At 52.5% G+C, this 17182-nt stretch carries 12 protein-coding genes; 2 read left to right on the top strand and 10 right to left on the bottom strand.

The genetic code is table 11. From position 1 onward, the window contains the following. Positions 1–129: 129 nt before the first annotated feature. On the top strand, positions 130–567 hold the full coding sequence (locus BLV85_RS02910; protein ID WP_090411951.1) for an Hsp20/alpha crystallin family protein: 438 nt from the start codon (positions 130–132) through the stop codon (positions 565–567). 108 nt (positions 568–675) lie between these two features. Here BLV85_RS02910 and BLV85_RS02905 read toward each other — a convergent pair whose 3' ends face one another. Then, positions 676–2337 (bottom strand): ATP-binding cassette domain-containing protein, encoded by a 1662-nt coding sequence (locus BLV85_RS02905; RefSeq protein WP_090411949.1) that lies wholly within the window; start codon positions 2335–2337, stop codon positions 676–678. Between the two features lie 427 nt (positions 2338–2764). Between BLV85_RS02905 and rfbA the strand changes: the two genes are divergently transcribed. Next, positions 2765–3688, top strand: coding sequence for a glucose-1-phosphate thymidylyltransferase RfbA (rfbA, locus tag BLV85_RS02900; protein WP_090411947.1), 924 nt, complete (start codon positions 2765–2767; stop codon positions 3686–3688). 442 nt (positions 3689–4130) lie between these two features. On the opposite strand, the gene BLV85_RS02895 is transcribed toward rfbA, so the two are convergent. The 9 genes from BLV85_RS02895 to BLV85_RS02855 all read right to left on the bottom strand — a co-directional run bounded on the left by BLV85_RS02895 (position 4131) and on the right by BLV85_RS02855 (position 17057). Beyond that, a complete protein-coding gene (locus BLV85_RS02895) occupies positions 4131–5054 on the bottom strand; it encodes a prephenate dehydrogenase (RefSeq protein WP_245725066.1) in 924 nt (307 codons plus the stop codon). Next, positions 5051–6169 (bottom strand): histidinol-phosphate transaminase, encoded by a 1119-nt coding sequence (hisC, locus tag BLV85_RS02890; protein WP_090411945.1) that lies wholly within the window; start codon positions 6167–6169, stop codon positions 5051–5053. The genes BLV85_RS02895 and hisC overlap by 4 nt, the downstream gene beginning before the upstream one ends. A 46-nt stretch (positions 6170–6215) precedes the next feature. Beyond that, positions 6216–7283: a prephenate dehydratase gene (gene pheA, locus BLV85_RS02885; RefSeq protein WP_090411943.1), complete on the bottom strand. Its 1068-nt coding sequence runs from the start codon at positions 7281–7283 to the stop codon at positions 6216–6218. Between the two features lie 120 nt (positions 7284–7403). Next, entirely contained in the window at positions 7404–8615 is a 1212-nt protein-coding gene (locus tag BLV85_RS02880) for a 3-phosphoglycerate dehydrogenase family protein (RefSeq protein ID WP_090411941.1), read from the bottom strand. Beyond that, positions 8608–9714, bottom strand: a complete 1107-nt coding sequence (gene serC, locus BLV85_RS02875; RefSeq protein WP_090411940.1) for a 3-phosphoserine/phosphohydroxythreonine transaminase — start codon at positions 9712–9714, stop codon at positions 8608–8610. Before serC ends, BLV85_RS02880 begins: the two co-directional genes overlap by 8 nt. A gap of 4 nt (positions 9715–9718) precedes the next feature. Continuing rightward, positions 9719–12277: a DNA gyrase subunit A gene (gene gyrA, locus BLV85_RS02870; RefSeq protein WP_090411938.1), complete on the bottom strand. Its 2559-nt coding sequence runs from the start codon at positions 12275–12277 to the stop codon at positions 9719–9721. 250 nt (positions 12278–12527) lie between these two features. Continuing rightward, positions 12528–15194 (bottom strand): MMPL family transporter, encoded by a 2667-nt coding sequence (locus BLV85_RS02865; RefSeq protein ID WP_090411936.1) that lies wholly within the window; start codon positions 15192–15194, stop codon positions 12528–12530. Between the two features lie 113 nt (positions 15195–15307). Beyond that, complete coding sequence (locus BLV85_RS02860) at positions 15308–15922, bottom strand: ABC transporter substrate-binding protein (protein ID WP_245725065.1); 615 nt, start codon at positions 15920–15922, stop codon at positions 15308–15310. Further along, positions 15915–17057 (bottom strand): glycosyltransferase, encoded by a 1143-nt coding sequence (locus BLV85_RS02855; protein WP_090411934.1) that lies wholly within the window; start codon positions 17055–17057, stop codon positions 15915–15917. The genes BLV85_RS02860 and BLV85_RS02855 overlap by 8 nt, the downstream gene beginning before the upstream one ends. Positions 17058–17182 lie beyond the last annotated feature (125 nt).

The raw sequence follows: 17182 nt of genomic DNA, 5'->3' as shown, positions 1-17182 counted from the left end.
GCCTGACCTTCTGGTGACAGAGATTCAGGATGTTTGGCCAAGCTTTGGTTGGGCGCAGGTATGTCGCACCCTAGCAGACAATGACAACCTGTCGTGTTACGAGTGTTCTTGATTTGTATGGAGGCTATTATGGCAATTACACGATATGAACCATGGGGATTACTGACACAGTTACAGCGCGAACTCGAGCGGGTCCGGGATGATGTCTCCGGCGATGGCTCATCAGCAACTGCTGAATGGGCGCCTGCTGTGGATATCAAGGAGGCAAGTGATAAGTTTGTTTTGCAGGCGGATTTGCCTGGAGTCAAACCCGAAGATATCGATGTCAGCATGGAAAACGGTGTGCTCACGATCAAAGGCGAGAAACGCACTGAGGCCAAAACTGAGCAGGAAGGATACAAGCGGGTAGAGCGGACTTATGGGTCTTTCTACCGTCGTTTCAGCCTGCCGGATACAGCCAATCCCGATGCGATCACGGCAGGCACCAAAAATGGCGTGCTGGAAATTGTGATTCCAAAACGTGAATCGGTTCAACCTAAAAAAATCAATGTAACCATTGCCGAGTAAGCATAATGGAGCCTGCGGGCTCCATTATGCTTCGAGCCATTCCAGGATTGCCTCCGGTCTTTGCAGCAGCCCTGTAGAGAGAGCCTGGCTGACGGATGCGAGCCGCCGCTATGCATTCGGGTTGATTCGATAAGCATGATCAGCGAAGGCCAGCATGGCCGGGCGTGAAGACAGGATCAACGCAGTTCGATTCCGGAGCAATGTTGCCAGACCGGCACGTAATGCCAGACAGCTCATGTCGAAGTACGCACGGGTTTCATCTAGGATCACAATTGCGGGGTTTTTGAGTAATGCCCGCGCGATGAGGATACGCTGGCGCTGGTTGTCGGAAAGCTGCGCAGCCTGATGATCTACTTTCGTTTGCAAGCCATGCGGCATTTCACGGATGAATTCAGATGCCTGACTGGCCTGGGCGGCTGCAGTGATAGCGGCTTCAGTACTGCAGCGCATTGCGCCGTAGGCAATATTAGCGGCCATGGTGTCGGACAATAGGGTTTTATCCGGTGTGATCCAGGCAATATGCGCATATAAATTCGCCCGGCTCATGCGCCCGATGGTTTGATTGTCGAGCTGGATTTTTCCAGTCTCGGGGCGTATGAAACCGCAAACCAGATCAGCCAGCAGTCGCTTGACCGGATTGTCACCACCAATCAAGCCGATTTTCTTGCCGGGTTTGATGCTAAGAGAGGGTAACGTTTTACGTTGACCACTGTTTCTGAAGCTGACCGCTTCGATTTCCAATTTCCCCCTGATGGGCCTGTTTGTCGGCAACAATGGTGAGGATTCCGAAATTACCCCGGATTGCTGATCCAGCAAGGAGAACAGTGAGCGCAGCAATTGGCTGCATTCAGCCACTGTCGATCTGAGATCGATCAGCCGCAGCAATGGGAAGACGAGCAAGAGCATGGCCATCAGGAATGCTGCGGCATCATCCAGCGCCAGCTTGCCGAGCGTGAGTTGCTGTATCAGGTAGTAAAGAAAGGCGGTCAGCATGCCAATTAGCAACATCATGGCCAATAGCCCAACGATTCTGATTTGGCGTGCCTGCGCCATCATGTCATCCTGATAGCGCTCAAGGAGACCACGGATATGCTGGCTTTCCTGCTGGTTGCCCTGATCCAAATGTATCGCTCTGAAATGTTGTATCGCTTTGTGTAGGGCTCTGGATAGATCTGCCCGCGTCTGGGAGCGTGTTCCGTGGTGGTGAGCGTTGCCACGAGACATCTGAATGACGAGATATAATGCAATCAGCATGGCAAATACAAGTACTGCCATTTCCGTGTTCAGGTGCATCATGACGGCGGACAGCCCGATGAAGATCAATAAGTCCCGGGAGAGATTGGTGCCCAGACGGCTTGCAAGGTGGCACAATTTTTCCATGTCGGTGAAGAAACGTGCACTAATCGTGGTGGTGGAAAAATCATACCGGGCATGCGGTAGGGCCAATAGTTTCTCGAATAATTGCATGCGCAATTCCAGCGCGAGCCGGTTACAGATGCGGCAGAGTGAGTGATGGCTGGCCAGATTGGCAAGGGCGGCTGCTATCAAAAGGACTGTCAATAGTACCGGGAGTTCTTGAAGCAATTGTTTATTACCGCCGGGCAGGGCATGAATGAATAACTGGCTGGTCACGAACGGCATGCAGGAGACTGCCAGGGCAATCAGACTGCCGGCGAGGATTGCCGGAATGAGTGATGTCCAATAAGGCGTGCTCCATGCCAGGAAACGGCGGAGCGGTACTATTTCGATAGTCGATGGCTTGAATGACATGAGTAAGAGAGAATATCGATCACAAAAATAGAAAATATGGATGAAACTATATCAGCTCACAGGGCGGCTGATAATCAGCTTGGCTTATAATAGAAGCTTGGAAGGGGGCCGCGATTATCCGGGCAGCATGCGCTAGGAGGCTGTCCAAGAACAGACTGATCTACTGCGGACGAACCTGCCAGGCTGGATTTTTCGATCCCTTTCGTTGAATAGAACAACTATTCGCCTCAAATGATCGAAAAATCCCGCTCAGCCAGCTTCGCCCTCGCTACGATCACTATTCTCGGACAGCCTCCTAGCCGGGTTTGTGATCGGCCGTGCAGCTGGAATCATGTCTTTTGCTGACGTATTTCGGGTGTGTTTGCTGTCATCGACTTGGCCCGGTTCGCTAGGTTAGAGGATTTGAATTGCATTGCCAAGAGGATAAATGATCAAGCAACCAGAAACAGGGCGGGAAGTTTCTGCCAATTTTAGCAGGAAAGGGATTATTCTCGCGGGTGGCTCCGGCACACGGCTTTACCCAGTGACCCAGGTCGTTTCCAAGCAATTGTTGCCTGTCTTTGATAAGCCGATGGTGTATTATCCGCTCAGCACACTGATGCTGGCAGGGATTCGGGACATCCTGATTATTTCGACACCCGAAGATATTCCCCGTTATGAAAATTTGCTTGGGGACGGGGAGCAATGGGGGCTTAATCTCTCATATGCCGTGCAGCCTTCGCCTGATGGATTGGCGCAGGCATTCATCATTGGTGCTTCATTTATCGGGAACGATCCGAGTGCGCTCATCCTAGGCGACAATATTTTCTACGGACATGATTTTCACCATTTGCTCGGCAGTGCCATGCGGCGAACCAGCGGTGCCAGTGTATTTGCCTATCATGTCCATGACCCGGAACGCTACGGCGTTGTGGAATTTGACCGCGCAGGGCATGCGATCAATCTGGAGGAAAAACCCCAATCCCCTAAATCCAATTATGCGGTGACCGGTTTGTATTTCTACGATCAGGATGTTGTGAGCATGGCCAGAACGCTCCAGCCGTCCGCGCGCGGCGAGCTGGAGATTACCGACATCAATTTGCTGTATCTTGCAGAAGGTGGGCTCAACGTGGAAATCATGGGGCGGGGCTACGCGTGGCTGGATACGGGTACTCACGAATCGTTGCTGGATGCAAGCCAATTTGTGGCGACGATTGAGCGTCGTCAGGGACTCAAAATTGCTTGCCCGGAAGAAGTGGCCTACCGGAATAAGTGGATTGATCAGGCGCAACTGGAAACGCTTGCCCAGCCTCTGGCCAAAAATGGTTATGGGCAGTATCTATTGAGGATCCTCAGGCAAGCTGCTTTGTGAGCCGGTGCGGAACAAAAGATAGGTTGACCGGACTTGCTGGGCAGAAGTACCAGGAGGCTGTCCGAGAGACTGATCTACTGCGGACGAACCTGCCAGGCTGGATTTTTCGATTCTTTTCGTTGAATAGAACCACTATTCGCCTCTTAGGGCTCGTTAATGAATAACTTGGATATACGTTGTTACGTATTCGGGAAAGATGCAAGCCTCGCAACGCCGCAGATGCCCGAATACGCAACAACCCTTCGGGCTGGGGTCGCTTTTGGCGCATACCGGCGTTGCAAGCCACTTGTTGTGAATGACACAACGGCGTGTCTTGCGCCTTGGTCTGCGCCAAAAGCGACCCCAGCGTATGCTCAAGTTATTCATTAACGAGCCCTAATGATCGAAAAATCCCACTCAGCCATCTTCGCCCTCGCTACGATCGCTATTCTCGGACAGCCTCCTAGGGGGACTGGTTTTTAGTCTCAAGCCAATGCCTGCGGGTTTCCCGTGCTTCGGCAAATAGCCGCTCCAGCGTCTGGTCATCATGTTGGGCCAGCATTTGATGGAGGTTTGAGAGTTGAGCCTGATAGGCCTCGATTTGGGCCAGCAATGCTGCACGATTGTCTTGGCAGATATCGCGCCACATTTCCGGTGAACTGCCGGCAATACGCGTCATATCATCCAGACTGGTGCCTGCGAGACGCAAGAGTGCCATCGGATCATTTCCACCCAGGGTACGGATATGCTGCATCAGCGTGAACGCCAGCATATGCGGGAGATGGCTGATCGCAGCAAGAATCTGATCATGCCGCTCGACTGGCAGGTGTGAGATTTTCGCGCCGCAGTGCTGCCATAGGGCCTCTACGAAAGCGAGTGCTTGCGGACTGTTTTCCGGCAAGGGAGTCAGAATGAGCGGTTTGTTACGAAACAGATTTGGGTCGGCTGCCTGTGCACCACTGAACTCTGTGCCCGCAATCGGATGTGCAGGTATGAACCGGTCTAGGTGTGCATGCAAGTGGGCGCGGGCGGCCAGTACCACATGTTGTTTGGTGCTGCCGACATCCGAGACAATGGTATTGGTATCAAGATAGGGCGCCATGTTGGACATGATATGAGCGGTTTGCCTGACGGGTACGGCAAGCAAAACGAAATCGGCCCCTGGCAGAGCAGCAGCGAAGTCGTCAGTGTATGCATCAATGACGCCCAGTGCCAACGCACGCTGCATGTTTTCGGGACTGCGTCCAATCCCCAGGACATGTTCAACAAGGCCGGCCTGGCGCAGGGCCAGGGCAAATGAACCGCCGATCAGCCCTACGCCAATGATGACCAGTTTTGAGATGTGCGGCAGGGGCGGGACAGCGGGCGCAGTTTCTTGACTGATCAACCAATTTCCTTTAGTGCTTGTTCCAGGGCAAACAGAAATTTCTTGTTTTCTGCTTCCAGGCCAATTGTGACCCGCAAATGATTGGGCATGTCATAGTTGCCTAGAGGACGAACGATGACGCCCTGTTGCAGGAGGTTTTTGTATACCTTCAAGCCATTGGTTGGATTACCGGAGATATGGAAGCTGACGAAATTGCCATAAGATGGAATATATTCGATGCCCAATTGGCGCAGGCCGCTGGTCATTTGCAGCATGCCCGTCCGGTTGGTCGTATAAGAATGCTTGACGAATTCGACATCTTGTAATGCCGCAAGCGCGCCAGCCAACCCGATACTGTTGACGTTGAAAGGCTGGCGGATGCGGTTCATGAGATTGGCCAGATCGGTGTGGGCTAACGCAAAGCCGACCCGGACACTGGCTAGGCCATAGGCCTTGGAGAAGGTTCTGGTGATGACCAGATTCTGAAAATTCTTCAGCCAGGCAATGCTGTTGGCCTTATTCGCTTCCGGCAGATATTCATCATAAGCCTCGTCCAGAATGACCAGTACATCCTGCGAGACCCGTTCCATGAAACGCAGGAGATCCCTGGCTTCGCAGAGGGTGCCAGTCGGGTTATTGGGGTTGGCGATAAATACGATCCGAGTTTCCGGTGTGATCGCGTCCAGCATGGCTGCCAGGTCATGGCCAAAATCTCGTGCAGGCACGCGGATTCCAGTTGCACCGACAGCCTGAGCCAGCAGGGGATAGATGGCAAAAGCATACTGTGAATATATCGCAGCGGCACCGGGTCTCAGGAAAATGCGGGCGGCAAGCTCGAGCACATCATTGGAGCCATTTCCCAGCACGATTTGCTCGGTCGATACCCCCAAACGTTCGGATAACGCTTCTTTAAGCTCGTAGCCGCTACCGTCCGGGTAACGTGCCGCTTCCGAGAGCGCCTGTATCATGGCCTCTTTGGCAAGCGGGCTGGTGCCGAGCGGGTTCTCGTTGGAGGCGAGTTTGATGACTTCGCTCTTATTGAGCCCAAGATCCCGTACCAGCTCTGAAATGGGCTTGCCTGGCCGGTACGGTTGGATGGCCCGGATATATTCCGGGGCGAGTTCGCAAAGGTTCATAATAATTCGGAATCAGTAATATTTTTAAGAAGGATAAGTGGTGATTTCACGCAGCAGGATAAGAGCCCAGTATCTTCAGAAAAGTTGCGTTGTTGCGTAACGCCTGGAGCGCTTTGGCGATATGCTCATCTTCCTGATGGCCTTCAATATCCACAAAAAAGACATAGTCCCACAGATTTGCACGCGAGGGGCGTGATTCCAAGCGAGTCATGCTGACCCGGTGGTGTGCCAGGGGGGCCAATAGCTCATGAACCGCGCCCGGCCTATTATTGGTTGCCATGGCCAGCGAAGTTTTGTCCTTGCCGGAAGGCGCAATATGCTGAGTGCCGATAATCAGGAAACGCGTAGTATTATTGGGGTTGTCTTCAATGTTGCGGGCGCACAGTGTCAGTCCAAATACTTCTGCCGCTTTTTTGCCGGCTATGGCGGCAGCATGCGGGTCAGACGCGGCCAGACGAGCTGCATCCGCATTGCTGGCGGCATCGATGCGATCCATGACATGCAGGTTGGGCAGATTCTCTTTGAGCCATTTCTGGCATTGTGCGAATGATTGTGGATGCGAGTAAATTTTCTTGATCTTGGTTAGCTCGGAATGTTGTGCCATCAGGCATTGATGCACGGACAGTTCGATTTCTCCACAAATTTTTAAAGGTGTTTGCAGCAGCAAATCCATGGTTCTGCCGACAGCGCCCTCGGTTGAGTTTTCTACCGGTACCACGCCGTAATGAGCCGTTCCGGATTCCACCTTGCGGAAAACATCGTCAATAGAGCTGCTGGCAAGCGTATTAATGGCGCTGCCAAATCGTTTGGTAACCGCTTCCTCGGAGAAAGTCCCTTGTGGTCCAAGATATGCGACGGTAAAGGGCTCCTCCAGTGCGCGGCAGGCTGAAATGATTTCTGTGAAAAGCTGGATGATGCGCTCGTGGCTCAGTGGCCCAGCATTCAATTGTTTCAGGCGCGTAAAAATTTGCGATTCGCGCTCCGGGCGATAAGCAGTACCAGATTTTTTTCGTCCGATTTCTTGAGCCAGTCGGGCGCGCGTGTTGAGTAGTTGGAGCAGCTCATTATCGATCGCATCGATTTCGTCGCGCAATCGTGTCAATTGTTCAGTCATCGAGTATAAATTTACAGTCTGTCAACCGGTAAAAACATTTAAGTCAGCCGTTATTTGTGGTTGTCACGTCTCTCATCGGGTTTGCTTATTGCACCACCTGGCCAGGCTTGGGGGTCATGGTCATAAATTTGCTTTGAATGAGGGTTCGGGTAAATAACGCACCATAAGAACACCGCTGATCCCGGCAATGGCCGTAATGGTTTCCGCCGGGACGGGGTTGTCAGTATCAACCAGGGTATAGGCCATTTCTCCCCGCGATTTGTTGACCATGTTATGAATATTCAAGCCGGCATTTGCCATGCAGGTTGAGATTTGTCCGAGCAGATTGGGAACATTGGCGTTGGCGACGGCAATTCGGAAAGGGGATTCCCGCTCCATTGTGACATCCGGGAAATTAACGGTATGCAGGATATTGCCGTTTTGCACATAGTCGATGATCTGGTCAGCGATCATCATGGCGCAGTTCTCTTCTGCTTCCTGGGTCGAGGCACCGAGATGGGGAAGCGTAATGACTGCTGGTTGATGTTGTAATTTCCGGCTCGGGAAGTCGCAGACATAATACTTGATGGTCCCATTTTCGATGCCCATGAGTATGGCATCCTCGTCAACGATGGCGTCGCGGGAGAAATTGAGCAAAATAGTATTTTTCTGCATACATGCCACCAGGTCGTGATCGATCAGATGGCGGGTAGAGTCGTTGAGCGGGACATGTAGCGAAATGAAGTGGCTGCGGCGGACCAGATCTTCGATTTGATGCGCTTTTTGCACTTCTGCCGAGAGGCTCCATGCAGACTCGACCGTGATCTTGGGATCGTAACCCAGTACTTTCATGCCGAGCTTGAGCGTGGCATCTGCCAACAACCGGCCGATTTTGCCCAGGCCCACGATGCCCAGCGTCCGGCCAGGCAGTTCCATGCCGGAAAACTGCTTCTTGCCGGCTTCAACTTGTTCGTGCAGGGTTTGATCATCGCCTTCCAGGTTGTCGACGAAGCGCAGGGCAGGAATCAGGTTGCGTGACGCCATCAGCATGCCGGCCAGCACGAGTTCTTTGACGGCATTGGCATTGGCACCAGGCGTGTTGAAGACTGGGACGCCGCGTGCATTCATCCGGTTGACCGGAATATTGTTGGTGCCCGCACCTGCGCGCCCGATTGCGATGACGCTCTCGGGAATGTGCATGTCATGCATGTTATGAGAACGCACCAATACCACATCCGGATCGGTCATGTCCTGGCCGATTTGGAAAAGCTCCGGAGGGAGGCGCTTGAGTCCCACTGCAGCGATCGCGTTGAGGGTGAGAACCTTGAAAATCTGGCGTGTCATGTCAGGCATGGGTTTGCTCGAATTCTTGCATGAATGTTGTCAAAGCCAGCACACCTTCCAGCGGCATGGCGTTGTAGACTGATGCACGCATGCCGCCAACAGAACGATGGCCTTTCAGTTGTATCAAACCGCGGGCCTTGGCTTGCTGTAAAAAAACTTCGTCCAGGCGGGCGTCATGCAAGGTGAAGGGAACGTTCATGCGCGACCGGTCGGTTTTGGTGACTGGGCAGCGATAAAAGTCGCTGTTGTCGATACGCTCATAAATCAGGTTGGCCTTGGCTATATTGCGTTGTTCCATCGCTGCCAGCCCACCTTGCTTTTGCAGCCACTCCATGACCAGTCCCATGATATATATGGCGTAAGTGGGTGGTGTGTTATACATGGAGGCATGCTCGGCGTGTGTTTTGTAACGATACATGGTGGGCGTGCCATCAAGCGGGGGAAGGTTCAGCAGATCCTCCCGAATGATGACGATGACCAGCCCAGCAGGGCCGACATTTTTTTGTGCACCGGCATAAATGAGTCCAAATTTGCGAATATCAAGTGGCCGGGAAAGAAAATTGGACGACATGTCCGCCACCAACGGAATATCTCTGTTCCCACCGCTCACAGCGGATGGATCAGGGGTCCAGTGAAACTCGACGCCACCGATGGTTTCGTTGGGGGTGTAATGAAGATAAGCCGTGTCAGGTGTGATCTTCCATTGATCGAGCAGCGGTATGGAATTGAATCCATCTGGCTCTGATGAGGCCGCAATATGAACGGTACTGTAGCGTCTGGCCTCGGCGATGGCTTTTTGTGACCACTGGCCAGTATTGATGTAGTCGGCACAATGGTGCCCGCCCAGAAGATTCATCGGCACCATGGCAAATTGACTGGATGCCCCGCCCTGAAGAAAAAGCACTTTATAGTCTGCGGGGATATCCGCCAAGGCACGTAAATCATGTTCAGCTTTCTCTGCTATAGCCATGAACTCTTTGCCACGATGGCTCATTTCCATGACTGACATGCCGCTGCCATGCCAATCCAGCATTTCGTCACGAGCCTGCCGGAGAACTTCCTCCGGCAGAACGGCTGGTCCTGCGCTAAAATTGTAGACTTTATTCATGACGTTATATGCTCGGTGAATTTTCGTCAGTTTCAACGATTCTTTCCAATCCGGCAAGTTTCTCACCTACATCCAGATTGATCAGGGTGACACCTTGCGTGGCCCGGCCCATCTCGCGAATTTCGCTGACACGGGTACGAATCATGATGCCACCAGTTGTAATCAACATAATTTCATCATTGGGCTCGACGAGTTGCGCCGCGACAACTTTTCCATTACGAATATTGGTATTAATTGCAATCATACCTTGAGTACCGCGGCTGTGTCGGGTGTATTCGCTGATAGGTGTGCGCTTGCCGTAACCATTTTCGGTGGCAGTGAGTACCGTCAAGTTTTCGTTATCAGCTACCAGCAGGGAAATTACTTGCTGGCCTGCTCCAAGTTTCATGCCGCGTACACCTCGTGCACTGCGTCCTACAGGACGGACATCATTTTCATCGAAACGCATGGCTTTGCCGGCATCGGAGAAAAGCATGACATCGTGTTTCCCTTCGGTCAGGGCAACACCAATCAAGTAGTCCCCCTCATCCAGGCCGATGGCGATGATGCCACTGGCGCGCGGCCGTGAAAACTCGGAGAGCGGTGTTTTTTTAACGGTGCCATAGGCTGTTGCCATAAACACATAGCGGGTGTCGTCAAAGGATTTAACCGGCAAGACAGCATTGATTTTTTCATTGTGTTCCAAGGGAACCAGATTGTTGATCGGTTTGCCGCGCGCGGAGCGACTCCCTTGCGGGACATTGTATACCTTGATCCAATAGATGCGTCCCAGACTGGAAAAGCACAGAATGTAATCATGCGTGTTGGCGATGAATAAATTGTCGATGAAATCATCTTCTCGGGTGGTGATGGCCAGTTTGCCACGGCCACCGCGCTTTTGTGCACGATAATCATCCAGTAACTGGGATTTGATATAACCGGCATGCGATAAAGTGACCACCATGTCGGCCGGGGTGATCAAATCCTCGGTATTCAGTTCCTGGGTATCGATCACGACTTCGCTGCGCCGGGGGTCGCCGAATTGTTGCTTGATAGCCGTGAGCTCTTCACTGATGATGGTCGTGATGCGTTCCGGGTTTGCCAAAATGTCCATGAGATCGACGATCTTGTCGATGATCTCCCGGTATTCTGTGACGATTTTTTCTTGCTCGAGACCGGTCAAGCGTTGCAGCCTGAGGTCGAGAATGGCTTGAGCCTGCGCGTCCGACAAACGGTAACCGTGATCCGACAGGCCGAACCCATCTGCCAGTGTATCGGGGCGGAAAGTGGCGGCATCCATGGTGGCACGTCGCAGCATTTCCTCAACCAATTGTGAACGCCATGGTCTGGCCATCAGGGCTTTCTTGGCTTCGGGTGGATTGGGTGCTGCCTTGATCAAGGCGATGATCTCGTCCACATTCGATAGTGCGACGGCCAGGCCTTCCAATAAATGGCCCCGCTCCCGTGCTTTCTTGAGCTCGAAAAGTGTTCGCCGTGTGACGACCTCGCGCCGATGGCGCAAGAAGCAATCCAGCATTTGCTTGAGATTGAGCAAGCGCGGCTGTCCATCGACCAGGGCGACCATATTCATGCCGAATGTATCCTGCATCTGTGTTTCTTTGTACAGATTATTCAGGATGACCTCAGGTAATTCCCCTCGCTTGAGCTCGATGACGACACGCATGCCGGATTTGTCCGATTCATCGCGCAAATCAGAAATACCTTCGATTCTCTTGTCGCGGACCAATTCGCCGATACGGATCAATAAATTGGCTTTGTTAACCTGGTAAGGTAACTCATCAATGATAATACTCTGACGGTGACCTTTATCGATGTCCTCAAAGTGTGTGCGGGCCCGCATCACCACGCGTCCTCTCCCGGTCTGATAACCGTTTTTTATCCCGGCCGTGCCATAGATGATGCCGGCTGTCGGAAAGTCAGGCGCTTGAATGTAGGTCATCAATTCGCTGATATCGGCTTCGGGATTTGTGAGCAGCAGCAGGCAGGCATCAATGACTTCGTTCAGGTTGTGCGGCGGAATATTGGTGGCCATTCCCACTGCAATACCCGATGACCCATTGATCAATAAATTGGGTATTTTGGCCGGTAGAATGAGCGGCTCTTGTTCCGAGCCATCATAGTTCGGCCCGAAATCGACTGTGTGCTTGTCAAGATCAGCCAATAACTCATGCGCAATACGCGACATCCTGATTTCAGTGTAACGCATGGCGGCTGCATTGTCGCCATCAATCGAACCAAAATTGCCCTGGCCGTCAACCAGCATATAGCGTAAAGAGAAATGCTGGGCCATGCGCACGATGGTGTCGTAGACAGCGGTATCGCCATGTGGATGGTATTTACCGATCACGTCACCCACGATACGAGCGGATTTTTTGTAGGGCCGGTTCCAATCATTGGATAATTCATGCATGGCGTAAAGTACGCGGCGGTGAACAGGTTTTAGTCCATCACGTACATCGGGCAGGGCCCTGCCCACGATGACACTCATTGCATAGTCGAGATAAGAACGCCGCATCTCCTCTTCAAGGCTGATGGGCAGGGTTTCCTTTGCGAATTGATCCATGTATAGACTTCGGTAATGGTGAAATAATGTTAATCAGGCCGCGAATGAAGGTTTTTTACTAGGGAAATGATGCAATAACCACGTAAAGAATAGTCATGATCGGCCGGTCAGAGAATTTTGCGTAATGTATTTTTCCAGGGATTAGAATCAGCCTCCATGTTTCATCACCCACATGTGAAGCCTTGGCTATGAGACCGGGGAGCGGCATGTTACTCGGTTGTACATAGACTGACAGCGAGCCATTTTAGCATCAAGCGCCTGATTCACGTTTGTTGATTGTCATGGATGTCCTGTCCAGTACTTGCAGCAGATTGGGCAGAACCAGGAATACACAGACCAGGATGAAAAATACGCCTATGGCAAGCAGCAATCCCATGCTGGCGGTTCCCAGATGAGTGGAGAAACTCAGGCTGCCAAAGCCTGCCATTGTCGACATGGCGCTGTAGAAAATTGCACGTGCCGTGCTGGTGTGCAAGAGACCGTGGCCAGTCAGGCGATGGTGGCGGCTACGGGTCACCATGTGTATGCTGCTGTCGATGCCGATTCCCAGTAATAATGGCAGGGCAATGATGTTGGCAAAGTTGAACGGAATGTGGAATACAACAGTTGCCGTAACGGTGAACAAGGCGGCCAGTAGCAGCGGGATCAGAACCAACACGGTTGAAGCCACGCTCCGGAGCAGCCAGAGCAATGTGAGTACAGCGCCAATCAGTGCCAGCGCGAAGGCCTGTATGAAAGCGTTCACGACCGCATCGCCGGCTTCAAGAATGATCGCAGGGGTGCCGCTGAGCTGCGGCGCATGCTGTTGTACCGTGCGCACAAATCTTCGCAATGCTTCGTTATCGTCAATATTGCTGGCGGGGTAGGCCAGGACAAGATAGTCACCGGTTGCGCTCTGCCAGCGCACGCGCAGGGACTCTGGAAGTGTTTGGATATCAACTGCCTCGGCAGTCAGTGCTTTTTGTAGGCGTTCAAGCGAATCGGGCAGCAATCCCAGCAAATCCTGATTGATTGCTTCCAGCAATGCCATGGATTGAGGCGGATTCAGTGCAGCCAGACGCGAGCGCAATGCGCCGATGGTGGTGCTGAGTTCATATGCAGCTGATGAGGTGGGGTGTTCCGGCCTTTCTGCCACAAAACGTTCCAGGGATTGTTGTAACGTCTCCAGTATCGCCTGCTGTTGTTCGATGGGATGGGCATTCGCCCGCTGCGGTATTTCTGCAAAAAAATCCGGCCCTAGAGTTAAGGCAATATCATCGATCAGAGCAAGTTTCTCGGTTTGCTGCGTGGGCACGAAATCCGAGATGCTAATCACTTTGTTGACTTCGGGCAGCTGGGCCAGTTCCCGGGTTAATTGTTCTGCTTTCTGGAGGCTGTGTGCCGGAATCGCTCCAAACCAAGGTGTGTGATCCTTATCGGCCAGCAATTCACGGAAGGTGCGAACGGCTTCTCCTTGCGGATTTTGCATATTCAGCAGGTTGTGATCAAACTGCACATAGGGCAGTGTTGTCGCCGAGGCCAGGGCAGTTAGCAGGGTAACCAGTAAAACGGCTCTGGGTTTGCGTAGCCAGTGTGTCGCCAGCCATGATGTGATAGTTCTTTTGTGAAGCGCTTCTGCCTTGACCGGCAGGAAGCGTTGCAGTGCGGGGACGGCGGTCAGGGTAACAACCAGGCTGATGAGCATGCCTGTGCCGGAAATTACACCGAGTTCGGCGATGCCGCTATAGTCCGTGGGGGTAAAGGCATAGAAGCCAATCGCCGTGGTGAGGGCGCAAATGATCAATGATCGCCCCGTGTCGCGTCCTGCGATCAACAGAATTTCGGTGCCGGGACGGTGGTCTTTCGCCAATTCAGCATAGCGCAGCAGCAGATGAATCGCGTAATCTACGCCCAACCCGATATAGAGTACGGCAAATGCAATCGAGATCAGGTTGAGATGACCGACAGCCACGGTGGCAAAAGCTGCGGTCAGCATCAGCCCCAGCATCAGACTGACGAGTACCGTGATCACGGATCCGATCGAGCGCAGCGCGACGAACAGTATGACTGCAACACAGATCAGAGCGATGACGCCAGCATCCTGCGCGCCGAGCATGGCGCTGTTGAGCTCCTCGTGTGATAAGGCGACTTCTCCCGTGATGCGCAATTGGGTTGCGTATTGGCCCTCCAAGTCGAGCTCGCGCACGGCGTCACGGATGGTGGAGATGATCTGCTCAGCTGGAAAAAGTTGCTCAAAATCTAATTCCGGTTTCAGAGTGATGAATTCGCGATAGCTGGTTTTTCTGTCATCTTCCTGAAACAATGCCTGCCAGGATAATGGATGCCTTGTTCCGCTTTCATTGGCCTTGAGTGTGGTGGCGACATCTCGCAGAATGGCGGCCAGTTCCAGTTCCCTGCCTGTGCGCAATGCTTCGATTGCCTCATTCAGCACCTCGAGAAAAGCATGGAGTGTCGGATCACGCGAGATTCTGGCGATCAGTGGCTGGGCGGCGGACAGCCGATCAGCCAGTTGCGCCAGTTCGTCGGGGTCATTGTAGAGCAGGCCATTGATTTGGAAAAATTCTTCACCGCTGAGGTGGTATATTTCTCCGCTGCTAGCGGGAGCAGCCTGCAAAAAAGCAGTCAGCCGTGTGGCGGCCTGGTGCGCTTGCTCAGGTGTGGGCGCATCCAGTACCAATAATAGTGTCTCATCGTATTGAGGGAAGGACTCATTAAAGCGCGCGAGATTGACGCGGAATGGCAAATCCTCGGAAAGCATATCTGCCGTGTCGGTATAAATACCCAGATTGCGTGCAGTGTAGCCCGTTGCAATGACTGCCAGCAGCAGTAAAGTCAACAGGATCCAGGCGGCATGACGATATGAAAATTCGATCCAGCCAAGAAAAAGTCGTTGGCTGGTGCTGTATGGGTTGGGCATATTGAACCTGGAATTCTGGGTTGATCGCGATTCTATATAGATAACATATGGTTATAAAGATGATAAATTGTCATTTTTTATATAGTTGCGTTTTCGATTGATGCTGGTGATGGTCAATTCCGGCCCAGTTGAGCGGTTTTATCTTCCAGGATGCCAATCAAGGTTTCAATATTATCCTTCTGCAGGACGGCGTTGTATTCGGCGCGCTTTAATGCCAGGTCGCTGACGCCATCGACTACGATATTGATAATGCGCCATTGATTGCCGACATAATGCAGCACGTAATCGAAGGTGATGGTCGTGCGATCAGCCTGAACGAGCTGGCTGCGAACCAGTATTCGTTCGCGTGGAAGCTGTCGTTGTTCGATGATGGTAAAGTGCTCACCGTCGTGCTGATCGAATCTGTCCGCATAAGTGGCGATGCTATGTTCCGAGAACGTTTTGATGATGGCTTGCCGCTGCTCGGTGCTCAGTCCGGCCCAATGCGCGCCCAGTGCGGTGCGGATGATCGTTGCGAGATCATGCGATTGTTCGATAACGGGCGCCAGTAGCTTCAGACGCCCGGCGTAGCCGATTTGCTGCCCTTGCTGCATGGCTTGAATGAGCGTCTCTTGAAGTATGGTGATCACTTGTTCGGGATCCTGCTGGTGCGGTTGCTCTGCCCAGGTGGCAGTCACCGTTGTCAGCATGGTCGCAATTAACAGAAAACTAAGCGCTTTTTTAAACATTGTTGGGAGTCTCATAGTTTCGATCTTTCCATTGGGCACGTTGGCCCTGCCAGTAGCGAATCGCTGAGGTCCATGTCATCATCAGATAGAGCGTGCCGATTACGGGCAGGGTCAATACCCAGAGTAATGAACAGCGGTAGAACCTGAGCGTCGGTATATAAACGACCGACATGGCCAGCCAAGCCAGTATTCCCGTGACGAGGAAGAGTGTATCTGATGAAAGTATGACGGACATGGGCGCAAACCAAAACATGCTTGTCATGATCATGCTACATAGTAGCAGCAAGGGTAAGGAGTAATGCAGTTGCGTATAGGCGGTTCGTGCAACCATGTTCCAAATCTCTCCCAGGCGATTGTAACCCCGGTGGCTTTGTGCTGCATGGCTGAGTCCTATCCAAGTCTTGAAACCGGCCAGTTTGATTTTTTTTGCCAGCGTGCAATCATCAATGAGCGCGTCATGGATACTGGCAAATGCATTGATAGCCCGAAGTGCGCGGGTTTCGACTAGCATACATCCTCCCGCAGCGGCTGCCATGCGGGATGCCGGGTCATTCGCCAGTTTGAATGGATATAGCAGTTTAAAGAAAAAAATAAAGGCTGGTATCAGCAGGCGCTCGAAAAAACGTTCGGTCGACAGTTTGGCCATCAAGGAAATCAGCGACAGGTTTTCCTGCTGCGCTTTATCGAGTAGGGCAGCTAAAGTTCCAGGTGCCAATGTGATATCCGCATCCAGCAGGAGCGTGTAGCGGGTATGCGCTTCCCGTAATCCCTGTTGCAATGCCCAGAGTTTGCCGCTCCAGCCTTTGGGCGGAGATGTGCCAGATATTACCTGCGCCCCTTTTTGGCTTGCTAAAGCGGCGGTATTGTCATCTGATTGATCGTCGATGACAATTATTCGCAGGTCGTGACTTTGGGCCAGTAAGCCGTCTAAGGTTTGTGCAATAACCTGGGCTTCGTTGCGTGCCGGAATCAAAATGGTCACTTCGCTGAATGCCCGGGCTGCCGTATCGGCTCCGACTAGCCTTTCGTTGGGCTCGAGCAATTCGCGGGTGCGCCAAGCCTGCCATGGGGCCAGCAAAATCACCCACCAGAAAAATGTGCCGGCAAGCGCCAAGTAGATTGCAACTGTACTCATTGTTACGGATAGAGTGGCATGCGTTCAATAGTTAAGATATGCATGACGGACCGCAACTTGAGTTCCTGAGAGTGCGCTGGGGAACGTCGCCCTTTTTTCGTTGGGCGCGTTCTGTGTCAAGCCGG

The organism is Nitrosomonas halophila, assembly GCF_900107165.1.
GTDB lineage: Bacteria > Pseudomonadota > Gammaproteobacteria > Burkholderiales > Nitrosomonadaceae > Nitrosomonas > Nitrosomonas halophila.
This window is presented reverse-complemented; position numbering and strand designations above follow the sequence as displayed.